The 16,821-nt window shown below is 71.0% G+C and carries 16 protein-coding genes; 9 read left to right on the top strand and 7 right to left on the bottom strand.

The window, feature by feature from the left end; genetic code table 11:
- Positions 1-361: 361 nt before the first annotated feature.
- The 5 genes from H4N64_RS34850 (at position 362) to H4N64_RS34830 (ending at position 7,077) form a co-directional block, all read left to right on the top strand.
- Positions 362-1,252: an FAD binding domain-containing protein gene (locus tag H4N64_RS34850; protein WP_186286535.1), complete on the top strand. Its 891-nt coding sequence runs from the start codon at positions 362-364 to the stop codon at positions 1,250-1,252.
- Positions 1,252-1,815, top strand: a complete 564-nt coding sequence (locus H4N64_RS34845) for a (2Fe-2S)-binding protein (protein ID WP_186286534.1) — start codon at positions 1,252-1,254, stop codon at positions 1,813-1,815. Before H4N64_RS34850 ends, H4N64_RS34845 begins: the two co-directional genes overlap by 1 nt.
- Positions 1,816-1,820: 5 nt before the next feature.
- Complete coding sequence (locus H4N64_RS34840; RefSeq protein ID WP_186286533.1) at positions 1,821-4,241, top strand: xanthine dehydrogenase family protein molybdopterin-binding subunit; 2,421 nt, start codon at positions 1,821-1,823, stop codon at positions 4,239-4,241.
- A 186-nt stretch (positions 4,242-4,427) separates the two neighbouring features.
- Positions 4,428-5,885: an NCS2 family permease gene (locus H4N64_RS34835; RefSeq protein WP_186286532.1), complete on the top strand. Its 1,458-nt coding sequence runs from the start codon at positions 4,428-4,430 to the stop codon at positions 5,883-5,885.
- A 40-nt stretch (positions 5,886-5,925) separates the two neighbouring features.
- A complete protein-coding gene (locus tag H4N64_RS34830; RefSeq protein ID WP_186286531.1) occupies positions 5,926-7,077 on the top strand; it encodes an XdhC family protein in 1,152 nt (383 codons plus the stop codon).
- Here the strand turns inward: H4N64_RS34830 and H4N64_RS34825 are convergent.
- From H4N64_RS34825 to H4N64_RS34815, 3 genes are all read right to left on the bottom strand, one after another.
- Positions 7,029-8,342 carry a lanthionine synthetase LanC family protein gene (locus H4N64_RS34825; RefSeq protein ID WP_186286530.1) on the bottom strand — a complete coding sequence of 438 codons (1,314 nt, stop codon included), beginning with the start codon at positions 8,340-8,342 and terminating at the stop codon, positions 7,029-7,031. The genes H4N64_RS34830 and H4N64_RS34825 overlap by 49 nt on opposite strands.
- A 24-nt stretch (positions 8,343-8,366) precedes the next feature.
- Positions 8,367-8,807 carry an SRPBCC family protein gene (locus H4N64_RS34820; protein ID WP_186286529.1) on the bottom strand — a complete coding sequence of 147 codons (441 nt, stop codon included), beginning with the start codon at positions 8,805-8,807 and terminating at the stop codon, positions 8,367-8,369.
- An 83-nt stretch (positions 8,808-8,890) separates the two neighbouring features.
- Positions 8,891-9,670 carry a polysaccharide deacetylase family protein gene (locus tag H4N64_RS34815; RefSeq protein ID WP_260860156.1) on the bottom strand — a complete coding sequence of 260 codons (780 nt, stop codon included), beginning with the start codon at positions 9,668-9,670 and terminating at the stop codon, positions 8,891-8,893.
- A gap of 380 nt (positions 9,671-10,050) precedes the next feature.
- On the opposite strand from H4N64_RS34815, the gene H4N64_RS34810 reads away from it, so the two are divergent.
- Positions 10,051-10,245 carry a hypothetical protein gene (locus H4N64_RS34810; RefSeq protein ID WP_186286527.1) on the top strand — a complete coding sequence of 65 codons (195 nt, stop codon included), beginning with the start codon at positions 10,051-10,053 and terminating at the stop codon, positions 10,243-10,245.
- On the opposite strand, the gene H4N64_RS34805 is transcribed toward H4N64_RS34810, so the two are convergent.
- Positions 10,246-12,681, bottom strand: a complete 2,436-nt coding sequence (locus H4N64_RS34805; protein WP_186286526.1) for an ATP-binding protein — start codon at positions 12,679-12,681, stop codon at positions 10,246-10,248.
- Between the two features lie 182 nt (positions 12,682-12,863).
- Here H4N64_RS34805 and H4N64_RS34800 point away from each other — a divergent pair, with 182 nt between their 5' ends.
- The 3 genes from H4N64_RS34800 (at position 12,864) to H4N64_RS34790 (ending at position 14,310) form a co-directional block, all read left to right on the top strand.
- On the top strand, positions 12,864-13,343 hold the full coding sequence (locus H4N64_RS34800) for a carboxymuconolactone decarboxylase family protein (protein ID WP_186286525.1): 480 nt from the start codon (positions 12,864-12,866) through the stop codon (positions 13,341-13,343).
- Positions 13,340-13,807: an iron chaperone gene (locus H4N64_RS34795; RefSeq protein ID WP_186286524.1), complete on the top strand. Its 468-nt coding sequence runs from the start codon at positions 13,340-13,342 to the stop codon at positions 13,805-13,807. Before H4N64_RS34800 ends, H4N64_RS34795 begins: the two co-directional genes overlap by 4 nt.
- A 140-nt stretch (positions 13,808-13,947) precedes the next feature.
- Complete coding sequence (locus H4N64_RS34790) at positions 13,948-14,310, top strand: metalloregulator ArsR/SmtB family transcription factor (RefSeq protein WP_186286523.1); 363 nt, start codon at positions 13,948-13,950, stop codon at positions 14,308-14,310.
- 37 nt (positions 14,311-14,347) lie between these two features.
- Here the strand turns inward: H4N64_RS34790 and H4N64_RS45825 are convergent, their stop codons facing one another.
- The 3 genes from H4N64_RS45825 to H4N64_RS34780 all read right to left on the bottom strand — a co-directional run bounded on the left by H4N64_RS45825 (position 14,348) and on the right by H4N64_RS34780 (position 16,399).
- A complete protein-coding gene (locus H4N64_RS45825; RefSeq protein WP_260860155.1) occupies positions 14,348-14,611 on the bottom strand; it encodes a hypothetical protein in 264 nt (87 codons plus the stop codon).
- A complete protein-coding gene (locus tag H4N64_RS34785) occupies positions 14,574-15,593 on the bottom strand; it encodes a serine/threonine-protein kinase (RefSeq protein WP_336246884.1) in 1,020 nt (339 codons plus the stop codon). The genes H4N64_RS45825 and H4N64_RS34785 overlap by 38 nt, the downstream gene beginning before the upstream one ends.
- Positions 15,594-15,835: 242 nt before the next feature.
- Positions 15,836-16,399 carry a sigma factor gene (locus H4N64_RS34780; protein ID WP_186286522.1) on the bottom strand — a complete coding sequence of 188 codons (564 nt, stop codon included), beginning with the start codon at positions 16,397-16,399 and terminating at the stop codon, positions 15,836-15,838.
- Positions 16,400-16,821: the final 422 nt, after the last annotated feature.

Genomic DNA, 16,821 nt, shown 5'->3' with positions numbered 1-16,821 from the left:
TTTGTCTCGAAATCTACGATGGATCTAGGTGGATGGTTGAGGTCCCGGGTCCGTCCGGCGGGCCGGTGAGCCATGCTCGCCGACGCGTGGGTCGCGTTTCGGCTGTGTCCCAGGTCACGTGGTGTGCGTCGCACGTTTCCAGAGGAAAACCAGGAGGTTACTGATGACCTCCGTTCATACGAATCTACAAGATGACCGGCCTGGCCAGCCAACTCCTTCATGGTTTCCGTGACTGACCCCGGTGGAGGACGGCGCTGTGTACTGACCTCACTCCGCGTTAACAGCACATGAACGAGCCGGGCCCGCCGCACACGGATTGGCTCAATCTGTACGACCCACGAGACGAAGAAGAGAGCCGGTCATGGACTTCCTTCGCCCCGCCAGCTGGGAGGAGGCGCTCGCCGCGAAGGCCGAGCACCCCACCGCTGTGCCGATTGCGGGTGGCACCGATGTGATGGTCGAGATCAACTTCGACCACCGCCGGCCCGAGTACCTCCTGGACCTCAACCGCATCGGCGACCTCTACGAGTGGGAGGTCGGCGAGGAGAGTGTGCGGCTCGGCGCCTCCGTCCCGTACACCCAGATCATGGAGAACCTGCGCGCCGAGCTGCCGGGTCTCGCCCTCGCCTCGCACACGGTCGCCTCCCCGCAGATCCGTAACCGCGGCGGCGTCGGCGGCAACCTCGGCACCGCCTCCCCGGCCGGCGACGCCCACCCCGCGCTCCTCGCGGCCGGTGCCGAGGTCGAGGTCGAGTCGGTGCGCGGCAGCCGCCGTATCCCGATCGACGAGTTCTACACCGGCGTGAAGCGCAACGCGCTCGCGCCCGACGAGCTGATCCGCGCGGTGCACATCGACAAGGCGGACGGGCCCCAGCAGTTCTCGAAGGTGGGCACGCGCAACGCCATGGTCATCGCCGTGTGCGCCTTCGGGCTCGCGCTGCACCCCGGGACGCGGACCGTGCGTACCGGCATCGGCTCGGCCGCGCCCACGCCCGTGCGGGCCAAGGCCGCCGAGGAGTTCCTGAACGCCGCGCTGGAAGAGGGCGGCTTCTGGGACAACGGCGAGATCATCACCCCGTCGGTAGCCAAGCAGTTCGCGGACCTGTGCTCCGCCGCCTGCAACCCGATCGACGACGTCCGGGGTACCGCGAGCTACCGCCGCCACGCCGTCGGCATCATGGCACGCCGCACGCTGACCTGGACCTGGGAGTCCTACCGCGGCACCGCCGCCCACACGGAGGGAGTCGCCTGATGCGTGTCAACTTCACTGTCAACGGACGTCCGCAGGAAGCCGACGACGTGTGGGAGGGCGAGTCCCTGCTGTACGTGCTGCGCGAGCGGCTGGGCCTTCCCGGTTCCAAGAACGCCTGTGAGCAGGGCGAGTGCGGTTCCTGCACGGTCCGCCTCGACGGCGTCCCGGTGTGTTCCTGTCTGGTCGCCGCCGGTCAGGTCGAGGGCCGTGAGGTCGTGACCGTCGAGGGGCTCGCGGACTTCGCCAAGCAGCGTTCCTGCGGTACGGGTGCCTGCGGCACCGCCGAGGGCCAGGACTCGCAGACCGGCGAGGGCACCGGCTCATCCCCGCGCGCAGCGCTCTCTCCGATCCAGCAGGCGTTCATCGACGCCGGCGCCGTCCAGTGCGGCTTCTGCACCCCGGGTCTGCTGGTCGCGGCCGACGAGATGCTGGAGCGCAACCCCAACCCGAGCGACGCGGACATCCGCGAGGCGCTCTCGGGCAACCTGTGCCGCTGCACCGGCTACGAGAAGATCATGGACGCGGTCCGCCTCGCGGCCGCCCGGCAGGGAGAGGCGGTCTGAGCCCGATGCCCTCCCCCACTTTCGAATTCGCTCAAGCGGGCGGTGCCCCCACCGGCACTCCCACGAAGATCACCCAGGGGTCCCAGACCAAGGGCGGCATCGGTGAGTCCACGCTCCGCCCGGACGGCACCCTCAAGGTCACCGGCGAGTTCGCGTACTCGTCCGACATGTGGCACGAGGACATGCTCTGGGGCCAGATCCTGAGATCGACGGTCGCCCACGCCGAGATCGTGTCCATCGACACGAGCGAAGCCCTCGCCATGCCCGGCGTCTACGCCGTCATGACCTACGACGACCTGCCCACCGAGGTGAAGAACTACGGCCTGGAGATCCAGGACACCCCGGTTCTCGCCCACGGCAAGGTACGTCACCACGGCGAGCCGGTGGCGATCGTCGCCGCCGACCACCCGGAGACCGCGCGCCGCGCCGCCGCGAAGATCCACGTCGAGTACCGCGACCTGCCGGTCATCACTGATGAGGCCTCCGCGACCGCGCCGGACGCGATCCTCGTCCACGAGGGCCGCGACGACCACCACGCCGGCCACGTCCCGCACCCGAACATCGTGCACCGCCAGCCGATCGTCCGCGGCAACGCCGACGAGGCCGCCAGGAAGGCCGACGTCATCGTCAGGGGCGAGTACACCTTCGGCATGCAGGACCAGGCCTTCCTCGGCCCGGAGTCCGGCCTCGCCGTGCCGGAGGAGGACGGCGGCGTCCACCTCTACATCGCCACCCAGTGGCTTCACTCCGACCTGCGCCAGATCGCGCCCGTCCTCGGCCTGCCCGAGAAGAAGGTGCGCATGACGCTGGCCGGCGTCGGCGGCGCGTTCGGCGGCCGCGAGGACCTGTCGATGCAGATCCACGCCTGTCTGCTGGCGCTGCGCACCGGCAAGCCCGTCAAGATCGTCTACAACCGCTTCGAGTCCTTCTTCGGACACGTCCACCGCCACCCGGCGAAGCTCTACTACGAGCACGGCGCCACCAAGGACGGCAAGATCACGCACATGAAGTGCCGGATCGTCCTGGACGGCGGCGCCTACGCCTCCGCCTCCCCGGCGGTGGTCGGCAACGCCTCGTCCCTGTCCGTCGGTCCGTACGTCATCGACGACGTCGACATCGAGGCCATCGCCCTCTACACCAACAACCCGCCCTGCGGCGCCATGCGCGGCTTCGGCGCGGTCCAGGCGTGCTTCGCCTACGAGGCGCAGATGGACAAGCTGGCGGCGAAGCTGGGCATGGACCCGGTGGAGTTCCGGCAGCTCAACGCCATGGAGCAGGGCACCATCATGCCGACGGGCCAGCCCGTCGACTCTCCGGCCCCGGTCGCCGAACTCCTGCGCCGCGTCAAGGCGATGCCGCTCCCTCCGGAGCGTCAGTGGGAGTCCAGCGAGGGCGCGGACGTACGCCAGCTGCCCGGCGGTCTGTCCAACACCACGCACGGTGAAGGCGTCGTGCGCGGGATCGGCTACGCGGTCGGCATCAAGAACGTCGGCTTCTCCGAGGGCTTCGACGACTACTCCACCGCCAAGGTGCGCATGGAGGTCGTGGGCGGCGAGCCCGTCGCGACCGTGCACACCGCGATGGCGGAGGTGGGCCAGGGCGGTGTCACCGTCCACGCGCAGATCGCCCGCACCGAGCTGGGCGTCACCCAGGTGACCATTCACCCGGCGGATACGCAGGTGGGCTCGGCGGGTTCCACGTCGGCCTCGCGTCAGACGTACGTCACCGGCGGCGCCGTGAAGAACGCCTGCGAGCTGGTGCGCGAGCGGGTCCTGGAGATCGGGCGCCGCAAGTTCGGCTCCTACCACCCGGCTTGGGCGACGGCGGAGCTGCTTCTGGAGGGCGGCAAGGTCGTCACCGATGGCGGCGAGGTCCTCGCCGACCTGGTGGACGTGCTGGAGAACGAGTCCGTCGAGGTCGAGGAGGAGTGGCGGCACCGGCCGACCGAGGCCTTCGACCTGCGCACCGGCCAGGGCAACGGCCACGTCCAGTACTCCTTCGCGGCGCACCGCGCGGTCGTCGAGGTCGACACCGAGCTCGGCCTGGTCAAGGTCATCGAGCTGGCCTGCGCCCAGGACGTCGGCAAGGCCCTCAACCCGCTGTCCGTCCTCGGCCAGATCCAGGGCGGCACTCTGCAGGGCATGGGCATCGCGGTGATGGAGGAGATCGTCGTCGATCCCAAGACCGCGAAGGTCAGGAACCCGTCCTTCACGGACTATCTGCTTCCCACGATTCTCGACACGCCGATCATCCCGGTCGACGTGCTCGAACTCGCCGACGAGCACGCCCCATACGGGCTCCGCGGCATCGGCGAGGCCCCCACGCTGTCCTCGACTCCGGCCGTCCTCGCGGCGATCCGCAACGCGACGGGACTGGAGCTGAACAGGACGCCGGTACGACCGGAACACCTCACCGGTCAGGCGTAGCGAAATACCGCAAGTCCCTCCGGGCGGCACCGGGAACGTCACACTTCGCCGCGCCGCCCGGAGTAACCAGATCGTTCGTCTCGGGCCGTCCCCCGGGTCGTGCGGCCGAAGCACCTTCCCAAATCCCGTAGCCGCGCCTGCGGTTCCCCATACGGGTGCCCCTGTGAACCTTGGGAGTAGGCCCACATGACCCAGCAGTCACTGGAGCCGAAGACCGTCGCCGAAGACGCGGGTGAAGGCACCCTCGTCCCGGCCGGACGGTCTTGGCTCGACCGGTACTTTCACATATCCAAGCGAGGCTCCACGGTCGCGCGCGAAGTGCGCGGCGGCGTCACTACCTTCATGGCGATGGCGTACATCCTCCTGCTCAACCCCCTGATCCTGTCCGGCAAGGACGCGGCAGGGGACACGCTCGCCCAGAAGGCCCTGATCACCGCGACCGCGTTCGCGGCGGCCTTCACCACGCTGCTGATGGGCTTCTTCGGCAAGGTGCCGCTCGCCCTCGCCGCCGGCCTCTCCGTCTCCGGCGTCCTCGCCTCGCAGGTCGCCCCGCAGATGACCTGGCCGCAGGCCATGGGCATGTGCGTGATGTACGGCGTGGTCATCATGCTGCTGGTCGTCACCGGCCTGCGCGAGATGATCATGAACGCGATCCCGCTCGCGCTCAAGCACGCGATCACCATGGGCATCGGCCTGTTCATCGCCCTGATCGGCTTCTACAAGGCCGGCTTCGTGCACCAGGGCGAGGGCACCCCGGTCACCCTCGGACCTACGGGCGAACTGGCCGGCTGGCCCGTGCTGTTGTTCGCCGCGACCCTGCTGGCCATCTTCATGCTCCAGGCCCGTGGCGTCCCCGGCGCGATTCTGATCGGCATCGTCGGCGGCACCGTACTGGCCGTCGCCCTCAACGCGTTCGACGTCATCGACCCCAAGCAGTGGGCGAGCGGCGCTCCCGAGCTGCAGGGCAGCGCGGTGTCCATGCCGGACTTCTCGATCTTCGGTGACGTCGAGTTCGGCGGCTGGGGCGAGGTCGGCGCGATGACGGTCGGCATGATCGTGTTCACGCTGGTGCTCGCCGGGTTCTTCGACGCGATGGCCACGATCATCGGCGTCGGCACCGAGGCCAGGCTCGCCGACGACAAGGGCCGGATGCCGGGCCTGTCCAAGGCGCTGTTCATCGACGGCGCGGGCGGCGCGATCGGCGGCGTCTCCGGCGCCTCCGGCCAGACCGTCTTCGTCGAATCGGCGACCGGCGTCGGCGAGGGCGCCCGTACGGGCCTGTCCTCGGTCGTCACCGGTCTGTTCTTCGCGGCCTGTCTCTTCTTCACCCCGCTCACGGCGATCGTGCCCGGCGAGGTCGCGGCGGCGGCCCTGGTCGTCATCGGCGCCATGATGATGATGAACGCCCGGCACGTGGACTGGGGCAACCGCGCCACCGCGATCCCGGTCTTCCTGACCGTCGTGATCATGCCGTTCACCTACTCCATCACCGCGGGCGTCGCGGCCGGCGTCATCTCGTACGTCGCCATCAAGACCGCCCAGGGCAAGGTCCGCGAGATCGGGGCGTTCATGTGGGCCCTGACGGTGATCTTCCTGGTGTTCTTCGCCCTCAACCCGATCGAGAGCTGGCTCGGCGTGCACTAGCCGAGAGCCCTCCACACAACTGCCTTAAGGAGACCGAGAGATGCTGGACATCGCCGAAGAGCTGCACCGGTGGGTCGAGCAGGGGCGTGACTTCGCCGTGGCGACCGTGGTCGCGGTCGGCGGCAGCGCGCCCCGCCGACCCGGCGCCGCGCTCGCGGTGGACACCGAGGGCACGGCGATCGGCTCGGTCTCCGGCGGCTGTGTGGAGGGCGCGGTGTACGAGCTGTGCCAACAGGCGCTGGTGGACGGCGAAACCGTCCTGGAGCGCTTCGGCTACAGCGACGAGGACGCCTTCGCCGTGGGCCTGACCTGCGGTGGCGTCATCGACATCCTGGTCACCCCGGTACGGGCCGCCGATCCGGCCCGCCCGGTGATCATGGCGGCGCTGGCCGCCGCCGCACGTGGGGAGACGGCGGCGGTCGCGCGGATCGTCTCCGGACCGCGGGAACTGACGGGCCGTGCGCTCGTCGTACGCCCCGACGGCTCCTACGACGGCGGCTTCGGCGCCCATCCCGAGCTGGACCGCACGGTCGCCGCCGAGACGGGCGCCTTCCTGGACGCCGGGCGCACCGGCACCCTGGAGATCGGAGAGCAGGGCTCTCGCTGCGGAGCACCGCTCACGGTGCTGGTCGAGTCCTCGGTGCCGCCGCCCCGGATGATCGTCTTCGGCGCGATCGACTTCGCGTCGGCGCTGGTGCGGATCGGCAAGTTCCTGGGCTACCGCGTGACGGTGTGCGACGCCCGGCCCGTCTTCGCGACCAAGGCCCGCTTCCCCGAGGCCGACGAGATCGTCGTCGAGTGGCCGCACCAGTACCTGGAGCGCACCCAGGTCGACGCCCGCACGGTCCTGTGCGTGCTCACCCACGATGCCAAGTTCGACGTACCCCTGCTCCGGCTCGCCCTGCGCCTGCCCGTCGCCTACGTCGGCGCGATGGGCTCGCGCCGCACCCACCTGGACCGTAACGAACGCCTGCGCGAAGTCGGCGTCACCGAGCTGGAGCTGACGCGCCTGAGGTCCCCGATCGGCCTCGACCTCGGCGCCCGTACGCCCGAGGAGACCGCCCTGTCGATCGCCTCCGAGATCGTCGCGAGCCGCCGTGGCGGCAGCGGGGTGTCACTGACCGGCGCCCACACACCGATCCATCACGACGAGGCCTTCGTACCGGCCGGGCGCATCGGCTCGGTGGCCTGAGCGACGTCCCACCGCACTGCGGGCTGATCGGGCCAGGCGAAGGCGTAGTCCGGGGCGCCGCCCCGGCTCAGCCGTACCCAGCGCAGCAGTTCACGCGCGATGCCCGCGTTGCCCATCGCCCAGCCGGTCTCCGGTTCCAGCTCGCTCGGGGTGGCCCGGTGCTCCACGTTCGACCAGCGGGCGCCGTCCGCGTCCCGGGTGGCCCGCGCGGCGAGGTCCGTGACCAGGATCCCGGCGAAGTCCGGGGCGTCGTCCTGCTCGGCGATCCGGTCGCAGGCGAGGGCCAGGACGCCGGCCGTGCCGCAGCAGCGGCCGTTGTTGTCCCAGAAACCGGGGCTCAGCCGCGCCGGCAGCCCGGAGCGGGTGACGGTGTGCCAGCAGCGGTCGGCCAGCGCCGACCAGGCGGAGTCGTCGAGGGCGTCCCGCAGCAGCCGGAACACCTGGGCGTCACCGGCCGGGCCGTGGCACCAGCCGTAGTTGTAGCGTGCGGCCCGCTCACCGCCGTGCCGCGGGTCGGAGTGCGGGACCAGGAAGCCGTCGGGCCCCGCCTCGTCCCGGGAGACGACGTCCGCAGCACCCGCAAGCGCCAGCTCGACGAGGTCCGCGCGGCCGGACGCGACCCCGATCGCGGCCAGCGCCGGAACGATGCCGAGCGTGCCGTGCGAGAGGTGATGCATCCGCCCGGTCACACCGGGCCGGAAGGCCCACCGCACGCCCGCCGGGGTGGGCTCCGCCGCGTCGAGATACGGCTCCACGGCCCGTACGGCGAACTCCGTGTCGCCGAGCACCAGCGCGCCGAGGCCGATCCCGGCGTTGCCGCCCATCAGCTCGAACAGCTCGCCCCAGCGCGTCCCGTCGAAACGTGACCGCACGAGAGCCATGGCCCGGTCCGCGGCGGCAGCGGCGGCACGGTCGCCCAGTTCTTCGTCGACGGCCCGCAGCGCTAGCGCCATGCCGGTGAGCCCGAAGTACAGGGAGCAGTCCTCCGTGTCCTCGACGGCGGCGGCGAGACCATGGGCCGCGCGCAGGGCGGTGTCGGCGTAGGCGTCGTCGTCGAAGAACCGCCACGCCTCCAGCAGCACCGGGACGACCCCGGCCGTGCCGTTGTAGAACATCGGGTCCGGCGCCTCGTCGGAGGGACGCACGGGCCAGCCGAGGCCGCCGTCCCCGACGTCCCGCGCCTGTGCGAGCAGCCAGCGCAGCGCGTCCGCCGCGAGCGACTCGACCTCGTCAACTGCCGGTCCCGCGGCTTGGTTTGAGATCATGACGCCCAGTCTGTCAGGCAGGTCTCAAGCCCGGCGCAGCAGGCGGTTCACCGCCCGCCCGAAGACATACCGCGCCGCCGTCCGCAGCGGCCCGTCGAAGAGCCGCGGAAGCAGCCGGACCCGCAGCTCCTCGCGCCACACCACACGCGCCCGCCCGCCCGGACCCGGGCGCACCTCGATCTCCGCCCAACCGAACACCACCCGCCCCCGCTTCTCCAGTCGGCACAGACCAGGGGTGTCCTCGGCGGGTGGACGCCACACGGTGACCTCCATCCGGTCGTCGAAGGCGAGCGGACCGAGGCCCGAACGCGCCACGAAGACCGTGCCCTCCCGGTTCGGCCCGGGCGTGACCACGGTGACGCGGGTCAGCGGGACCACGTCCCCATGGCGGGGCCACTCGGTCAGGCGGCGCCAGGCCTCGTCGGGGGAGAGCGGCGCCGTGCGTTCGAGCTGAAAGTTGACCACCGTACGATCCTAGGGAATCCGGCCTGCTCAACCGCGTGCTCGTATACGGCTCACACACCTGGCCCACCTGGTGACTCAGGCTCTCAGGGCCGGTAGACCTTCCCGGGCTCGGCCTTCCCCGGGGCGAGCAACTGCGGCACGGTCACGAACACATACCCCTGCTTCTTGAGGGCCTTGATGATGCCGGGCACCGCGGGCACCGTGCCCGGATAGATGTCGTGCAGCAGGATGATCCCGTCCCTCGACGACTGTTCGAGGACCCGCTGGTGGATCAGGGCCGAGTCATTGGTCTTGTAGTCCTTCGCGGTCACGCTCCACAGCACCTCCGCGACCCCCAGCTCACGGCAGATCTTGTGCACGGTGTCGTTCGTACGGCCCTGGGGCGGGCGCATGAGCGTCGGGCGACGCCCTGTCAGGCGCTCTATCTCCTTGTTCGGCCGCTCCAACTCCTCGCGTATCTCCTCCGGTCCGAGCTCGGTGAGGATCTTGTGGTCCCAGGTGTGGCTGGCCACCTCGTGCCCCTCGTCCGCCATCCGCTTCACGAGCTCCGGGTACTTCTCGATGTGCCGCTTGCCGAGCAGGAAGAAGGTCGCCGGGACCTGTTCCTCCTTCAGGATGTCCAGCAGCCGCGGCGAGTTCTCGCTCGGCCCGGCGTCGAAGGTCAGCGCTATGCACTTGACCTCCTCGCAGTCGACGGTTCCGGCCGCCCGGGCCTGGACGTCGATGGCGGCGCCGGCGCGGGCGTCGGCAGGCGAGGTGGTGTCGAGACGTGTGCACCCCGTCAGCGCCAGGGCGGCGGACAAGGTCATGGCGGCGAGGAACGCGGCCCCCGTTTTCTTCATCTTCTTGGTCGGAGAAGGCATGCCGAGACTATACATGGAGTGTATACATCCGGTGTATAGTGGGTCGGTCGACGCCTTTCATTCCCGGTTTATCGATGGTTTTCCGGCCGCTGGCTGAATTGGGATGTCAGGCCCATCTGCCGTAGCGCGACGCCCAGGTCTGCCCGCGGCTCGATGCTCGGCGGCCCCTGCAGGCTCGAATTCGCAGGGGAGGCCCGCACGGCCCAGCCGCTGATCGACCTGGGACTGTTCCGCGACCACCTCTTCACGGGCGTCACTTCGGTGGCGACGGCGGTGTCCTTCACGATTCCGTCCACGACGACCGCGTCTCCTCGGTCACCGACCGACTCGGCGGCGAGGCGGGCCAGGTCGCCTCGGACTCGGTCGCCGGTGCCGCCGCGGTGGCCGCCCGACTGGACCCGCCCCTGTCCGACCGGCTGCGCGAGGCCGCCTTCGACGGGTTCACGGACGCCCTGGCCGTCTCCTTCTGGGTCTGCGCGGCGACGGCCGTGGTCGGAGCGGTGGTCGCGGCGGCCCTCCTGGGACGGCCCCGACGCGACACACCCGCCGAGTCCGAGACGACGGCGGCACGGTAGTCAGTTCGCGAGTCCCTGAAGCAGGGCCCTGCCCGCGGCGCGATGCTCGGCGGCACCTGCCGGGTCCGTCTCGTCCAGCAACTCCGCGATGCCTTCGTGCGCCAGCGCCTCCTCGTGCCGGTTGCCCAGCCTCGGGCCCAGTTCCAGGGCCCGCCGGTGCAGTCGTAGGGCCTCGTCGGGCAGGCCCGCGAGGCGGCAGGTCTCGGCGTAGCCGTTGAGGAAATGGATCTTCCAGTGCTCCTCGAAGAGTTCGTCGAGGAGTGCGAACGCCGCCCTGTGGCCGGCCAGGGCCTCGTCGTAGCGGCCCATCTGCCGCAGCGCGACGCCCAGGCAGTTCAGGCACCAGGCCTGGTTGTGCAGATGCCCGTCCTCGCGGGCCGACTCCAGTGCCCGGCGCAGGTGTTCCGCCGCCTCGTCGGGGGTCTCGCGGGCCAGGGCCACGCCGAGGGTGATCCGGGCCGTCAGCGCGGGCGGCCACGCGGGGTCGGAGTGCGGAACGTCCAGCACCTCCCGGGCCAGCCGCGCCGCCTCCTCGCGGTGGCCCAGTTGCAGCAGGGCCCAGGCCTCCGAGGCGGCGGCGTGGGCCGAGCCCTCGGGGCAGTGGGCGTTCGCGTACAACTTCCCCGCCAGCCGGAAGAGTTCCAGCGGCTCCTCGACCTGCCCGGCGTCCCAGCCGAGGTAGCCGCGGCGCAGGGTCAGCTCGGCCTCCACCCGGGCGTCCCCCGCCTCGGCCACCCGCGCTGCGGCCGCCTCGTAGGCCTCGGTGGCCTCCGCCGCCCGGCCCGCGTTGTAGCGCGCGAAGCCCAGATCGCTGTACGCCTCCGCCACCAGCAGCGGGTCGCCGAGGCGCTCGGCGGCGGCCAGCGACCGTTCGAAGAGGACGTTGAGATGCGTCGTGCCGCAGCGGCGCGCGAAGTACGCCCGCAGGAACCGCGGCAGCTCGCACACATGGACGTCGGCGCCGATGGTGGCAGCCGTCTCGAACGCGGCGATGAGGTCGCCGTAGTGCGAGGCGAGCCAGCTCATCGCCGCGTTCTTGTCCGCGAACCGGGGCAGTTCCGCCGGGGCGGGGCCCGCCGAGACCGGGCGGGCGGGGGAGACGAACGGCATCGCGGCGTCGGCGGCGGCCGCCGCGTGGACGTAGTAGTCCAGCACCCGGACCAGGGCCCGTTCCCGCTCGGCCGCCGGGTCCTGGTCGGCCGAGGCCCGGCGCGCGTGCTGATGCACCAGGTCGTGCAGGCGGTAGCCGCCCGGCGTCGGCTGCTGGACGAGGTGCGCGTCGACCAGGTCCTCCAGCATCGCCCGGGCGCCGCGCACCGGAACCTCCGCCAGCGCCGCCACCAGGTACTCGTCGAAGGACTCCCCGGGCAGCAGCCCCAGCATCCGGAACAGCCGGGCATGCCGCCGGTCCAACTGCCGTACCGACATGGCGAACGCGGTGTCGAACTCGTCCGTGCCCTCGGCCAGCCGCTCGACCAGGATGCCCACGGTCCAGCCCGGCCGGTGCCGCAGCCGGGCCCCGGCGAGACGCAGGGCCAGCGGCAGCCTTCCGCACAGCCGCAGTACCTCGGCGGCAGAGTCCGGATCGCGGGCCAGCCTGCCCTCCGGGCCGCCCGGGTCGCCGCTGGCCCGGGCCAGCAGTTGCGCGCTCTCCTCGGCGCTCAGCACATCGAGCGAGACCGGGGGCACCTCGTCCAGGCCGAGCAGGCGGTTGCGGCTGGTGATCAGGGCGACGGACGCGCCGGCGCCGGGCAGCAGCGGGCGGACCTGTTCCGCGTCGACGGCGTTGTCGAGGACCACGACGACGCGCCGCCCGGCCAGCTCCGCCCGCCAGCAGGCGGCCAGTTGCTCAAGACCCTCCTGCGGAACCCGCTCGGAGGGGACGTCCAGCGCGCCGAGCAGCATCCGCAGCGCCGAGTCGGGGTCCAGCGGGGGCCGGCCCTCGGTGAACCCGTGCAGATCCACATAGAGCTGAGCATCCGGGAAGTCGGCGGCGAGCCGGTGCGCCGCGTGCACGGCCAGGGAGGTCTTGCCGACGCCCGCCATGCCGTCGACGGAGACCGCCCGATGGCTGTCGACCGCCGCGAACACGGCGGCCAGCGCCTCCTCGCGCCCGGTGAAGTCGGGCACGTCACGCGGCAGATCGTTCCGGGGCGCAGGCCGGGCCAAGCGGCTGCTCTTCGGGGGTGCCGGCAGCGGGTTGGAGGTCCGCTCCCACAGCGGGCGCAGCGGCCGGGGGTCGCGCTTGACGAGGCGGCAGAGCGCGACCACCGCGGGCCAGGGCGGCATCGTTTGGCCGTTGAGGTAGCGCGACAGCGAGGAGGAGCTCAGCCCGGCGTCCCGCGCGAGGGCCCGTACGCCGAGCCCGGAGAGCTCCTGGAGCATGCGCAGCCGGGCCGCCAGCTCCTCCTGTGGATCAGCCTTGGACGCGTCCATCGTTGTCCCCCGTCTTTCCGTCCCACGGCGAAAGAAGTCTTCCCAGCGCGGTCGCCGCAGGTCAAGGCCTGTTCCGCTGTCCCAGGCCGTCCCATCGCCATGGCCCGGGCAGCCGGGCCGGGCTGTCATGGAGTCACGCCCCGACGGAACGGGGCACCGAACCGGAAGCGAAGGAGAGCGCAGTGCGGCCCCGTATGCGGAACCCCACCGTCGTCCTGTCCGACGCGGCCCAGCCCCTCCAGGAGATCCTCAAGGCCGTGCACTCCGCGGGCGTGGACATTCAGACGCTGGAGCTGGTGCACCTGAGGATCAGCCAGATAAACGGGTGCGCGGCCGACGTCGACGAAGGCGCCCGGACGGCCCGCGAGGCCGGAGTGAGCGACCAACGGCTGCTCGCCCTCGCCGCCTGGCGGGACACCCCGTACTTCACCCCCGCGCAGCGGGCGGCCCTGGAGCTGGCCGAGGCCGCCACCCGGATGGCCGACCGTCCCGACGCCGTCAGCGATGAGATCTGGGACAGGGCCGCCACCCACTACGACGAGACCCGGCTCGCCGCGATCGTCCTGATGACCGGCGTCACCAATCTGCTGAACCGGCTCGGCGCCACGACCCGACAGAGCCCCACCCCGACGACGTACACCCCCGGAAGGAACCTGCCATGACGAAGGCACAGCAGTCCACGAAGAACACCACGACGTCCGAGCAGTGGACGGACGAGGAGCGCGCCGCGATGAAGGAGCGCGCCCAGGAGGTCAAGGCGTCCGCCCGCCGCGGATCGCGCGCCGACAAGGCCGCCCAGGACGAGGCAGCCGTGGTCGCGAAGATCGCCGAGATGCGGGACTCGGACCGGGTCATGGCCGAGCGCATCCACGCCGTCGTCAAGGCCCACGCCCCCGAGCTCGCGCCGAAGCTCTGGTACGGCATGCCCGCCTACGCCAAGAACGGCAAGGTCGTCTGTTTCTTCCAGAGCGCGCAGAAGTTCAACGCCCGGTACGCGACCTTCGGCTTCAACGACTCCGCCGACCTCGACGAGGGCACCATGTGGCCGACCGCCTTCGCCCTCACCCGCCTCACGGCCGCGGACGAGGCACGAATCGGGGAGCTCGTGGCGAAGGCCGTGAACTGAGCCCTCTGCCGAATTCCCGGTGCGGATTCGGTGCCGCCGGAGCCACAGGCGAAGATGGGCCGCATGTTCTTGACGAATGGGTGGATGCGAGGGGCCGAGGGCGGGCCGACGGGGCCGCGCTGTTCGGGGGAGGCGGCAAGGTGAGTACGCCGCTGTACCAACTGAAGGCCGAGTTCTTCAAGACCCTCGGTCACCCGGCCCGCATCCGGGTCCTGGAGCTGCTGAGCGAGCGCGAGCACGCGGTCGCCGAGATGCTGCCCGAGGTGGGCATCGAACCCGCCCACCTCTCCCAGCAGCTCGCGGTGCTGCGCCGGGCGAACCTGGTCGTGACCCGCAAGGAGGGCTCGACCGTGTACTACTCGCTGACCAGCCCGCACGTCGCGGAACTGCTCCGGATCGCCCGCACCATCCTCTCCGGAGTCCTGGCCGGCCAGGCCGAACTCCTCGCCGACCTCAAGGCCGCGCAGGGCGAGGGCGGGCACAAGAGCCCACGCGGAACCTAGAACCGGTCCCGCCGTTTGAAAGTCACGAACAGAGTGCTCAGTCGTCGTCCTCTTCCTGCTTCTCCTGGCGCTCTTCCTCAAGTCGCCTGCGTTCCTCCTCGGCCGCCTTGCGCTGCGCTTTCGCCTCTCTCCGCGCCTGTTCCGCGTCGACTGACGGTGAGGAGGACGCAGGGGTGACGGGCGCAGGTGTGGTGGGCTCGGCAGCCGGTGAGGAGGACGTGGAGGGTGGGGTGCCGGCGGGGGCAGGAGCGGTGCCGCCCTCGTCACCCGATGCCAGTGCCGTCCCGATGAGCGTCGACACGGCGAACAAGACGATGCCGCCGGCGGCGAGCAGCACTCTGGGTGAGGCTCCGGAGCGCCTGCCAGGACGCGGCCGTGCCGTGCGGTGGCCTTCGGCGCGCGGGGGACGTGCCGCGGGAGGGGGCACCGGCATGGCGACCGTGCCGGGCTCGTCGTGCGGGGCCCAGGGTGTGTGCTCGGGTGGGTTGGCCAGCCAGGCGGCGGCCTGGTCGGCGGTGGGGCGTTGCGCCGGGTCCTTCGCCAGCAGACCGAGGATGTAGTCGTCGATCGGCCCGGGTGTCTCGGGGCGCAGCCGGGAGGGCGGGACGGGCGCGGCGTCGACGTGCTGATGAACCACGGCCAGGGTGGTGTCGCCGGTGAACGGGGGGGGGGCGGCCGGTGAGCAGTTCGTACAGCACGCAGCCCAGCGCGTACATGTCCGAGGCGGGCTGGGCGGGCCGGCCCAGGGCGCGCTCGGGCGCCAGGTAGGCGCTCGTGCCGAGGATCGCCCCGGTGGCGGTCAGCGTGGCGGCGGCGTCGTCGGCGAAGCGGGCGATCCCGAAGTCGGCGATCTTCACGGCGCGGTCGGCCGTCAGCATCACGTTGGCGGGCTTGATGTCCCGGTGGATCACGCCCTGGCGGTGCGCGGCGGCCAGGCCCGCGGCCATCTGCGCTCCGATCCTCGCCGTCTCCTGCGCGTCCAGGATGCCGCGCAGGGACCGTTCCTGGGCCAGGCTCCAGCCGTCGACCAGTTCCATGACCAAGTAGAGCTGCCCGTAGTGGGAGCCGAAGTCGTAGACGCTGACCACGTGGGGATGGTTGAGCCGGGCCGCGGTCTGCGCCTCCTGCCGGAAGCGCTCGCCGTCCGTCTCCGCGGCTTCGTCCGTGCGCAGCAGCTTCACCGCCACGTCCCGGCCCAGGGTCTCGTCGGTGGCACGCCACACCTCGCCCATCGCGCCGCGTCCCAGCGCGGAGTCCAGGCGATACCGATCCGCCACCAGCACGACCACATCCCCCTTCGACCCGGCAACAAGGCAGTCGTCCTGCCCTGGAATCTGCCGGTATCAACGCGATTGCCCAAGCAGACGCCCAGCGTACAGAGATCCTGATGACGCGCAGACGCCGCCCGGCGCAGGGGGCAGGCGCGGGGGACGTCGCCGGCCGGTCGGAGGGCCCACGTTTTTCAGCGCCACAGGTGCCGCGCATGTCACACCCCTCGGCGAGGGCGCGGCCTCGCCGAAGGGTGTCAGCACCACGTGCACGCCCACTCCGTGCGGGGGTCGCCGGGCGTGGGGCGGGAAGCGAGGCAGTCGGCCACGAGCCACCGGGCGCGCTGGCTTGCGGCCTGCACGGACTCGGCGGTGGTGCTGAGGACCTGCGCGGCTGCCGTGTCGTCCAGACCGACGACCTGGCGCAGCAGCAGCGCATCCGCCAAGTCCGGAGGCAGGGCAGACAGTGGGCGCCACACGTCATCGGGACTGCCCGCGTGAGCATCGGCGCGGTCCGGCCGCGGGCAGTGCGCTGTCTGCCTTCGGGTGAGGGACGCGGCCCAGATGCGGAAGTCGGTTCCGTCGCCGTGGAAGGAGAACACTCCGTTGGCGATCTCCCGCCATACCGCAGAGGCCGCCTCCTCGGCTGCCTCGCTGCTTCCCAGCCGGGCGGTCAGGTAGCCCAGCAGCGCGGGGTGCAGCGTGCGGTAGAGGGTCCTGAAGTCTTCCTCGTTCCCGTTGCGCGCGCCAGCCACCGCGTCGGTGAATTCCTGCCGGCGCGCCCCGGAATGCCGCAACCTTCGGTACCTGACTGCTGTCACGCGCCTCCCCCTCGGTCCGGTGGAGCGGCACACTCGATCCGGAATCCGCACTCCACGCACTTACCGCGTACTTCTGCGCGCAGACCCGCAGATTTGTCACAGCAAACGACTCGGCTGGTCCCGGTGGGGTCTCAGTGGTCGTCCCGTCCCGACAGTGTGCAGAGATGACCGCAAGATCAACACCATCGTGAAGGTGTGCGCTTGCAACTGTCACGACCCAGTCGAAATCCATGCAGGAGCATCACACAAGCTACATACAGCATCTCGAAAGCCTCGCTAGCGTTGCTGGCCGCTCGATCCCCTGTACGAGCGGGACCAGGCCGGGGCCGAGCGAGGCCGACGGCGCAGTCAACCAGGAAGACCCAGATGGACTACTGCTCCTCATGCCGTCGGCACCTGAACGGCGCGTTGGTGTGTCCCGG

The sequence above is a fragment of the Streptomyces cupreus genome, from assembly GCF_014257025.1.
In the GTDB taxonomy this organism is placed as follows: domain Bacteria; phylum Actinomycetota; class Actinomycetes; order Streptomycetales; family Streptomycetaceae; genus Streptomyces; species Streptomyces cupreus.
The sequence above is the reverse complement of the archived record's forward strand: the minus strand, read 5'-3'. Positions and strand labels throughout refer to the sequence as shown.

Bases quoted from the DNA above. Each gene is read 5' to 3' on its own strand.
- H4N64_RS34850 (WP_186286535.1), top strand. From the start codon at position 362: ATGGACTTCCTTCGCCCCGCCAGCTGGGAGGAGGCGCTCGCCGCGAAG.
- H4N64_RS34845 (WP_186286534.1), top strand. From the start codon at position 1,252: ATGCGTGTCAACTTCACTGTCAACGGACGTCCGCAGGAAGCCGACGAC.
- H4N64_RS34840 (WP_186286533.1), top strand. From the start codon at position 1,821: ATGCCCTCCCCCACTTTCGAATTCGCTCAAGCGGGCGGTGCCCCCACC.
- H4N64_RS34835 (WP_186286532.1), top strand. From the start codon at position 4,428: ATGACCCAGCAGTCACTGGAGCCGAAGACCGTCGCCGAAGACGCGGGT.
- H4N64_RS34830 (WP_186286531.1), top strand. From the start codon at position 5,926: ATGCTGGACATCGCCGAAGAGCTGCACCGGTGGGTCGAGCAGGGGCGT.
- H4N64_RS34825 (WP_186286530.1), bottom strand. From the start codon at position 8,342: ATGATCTCAAACCAAGCCGCGGGACCGGCAGTTGACGAGGTCGAGTCG.
- H4N64_RS34815 (WP_260860156.1), bottom strand. From the start codon at position 9,670: ATGCCTTCTCCGACCAAGAAGATGAAGAAAACGGGGGCCGCGTTCCTC.
- H4N64_RS34805 (WP_186286526.1), bottom strand. From the start codon at position 12,681: ATGGACGCGTCCAAGGCTGATCCACAGGAGGAGCTGGCGGCCCGGCTG.
- H4N64_RS34795 (WP_186286524.1), top strand. From the start codon at position 13,340: ATGACGAAGGCACAGCAGTCCACGAAGAACACCACGACGTCCGAGCAG.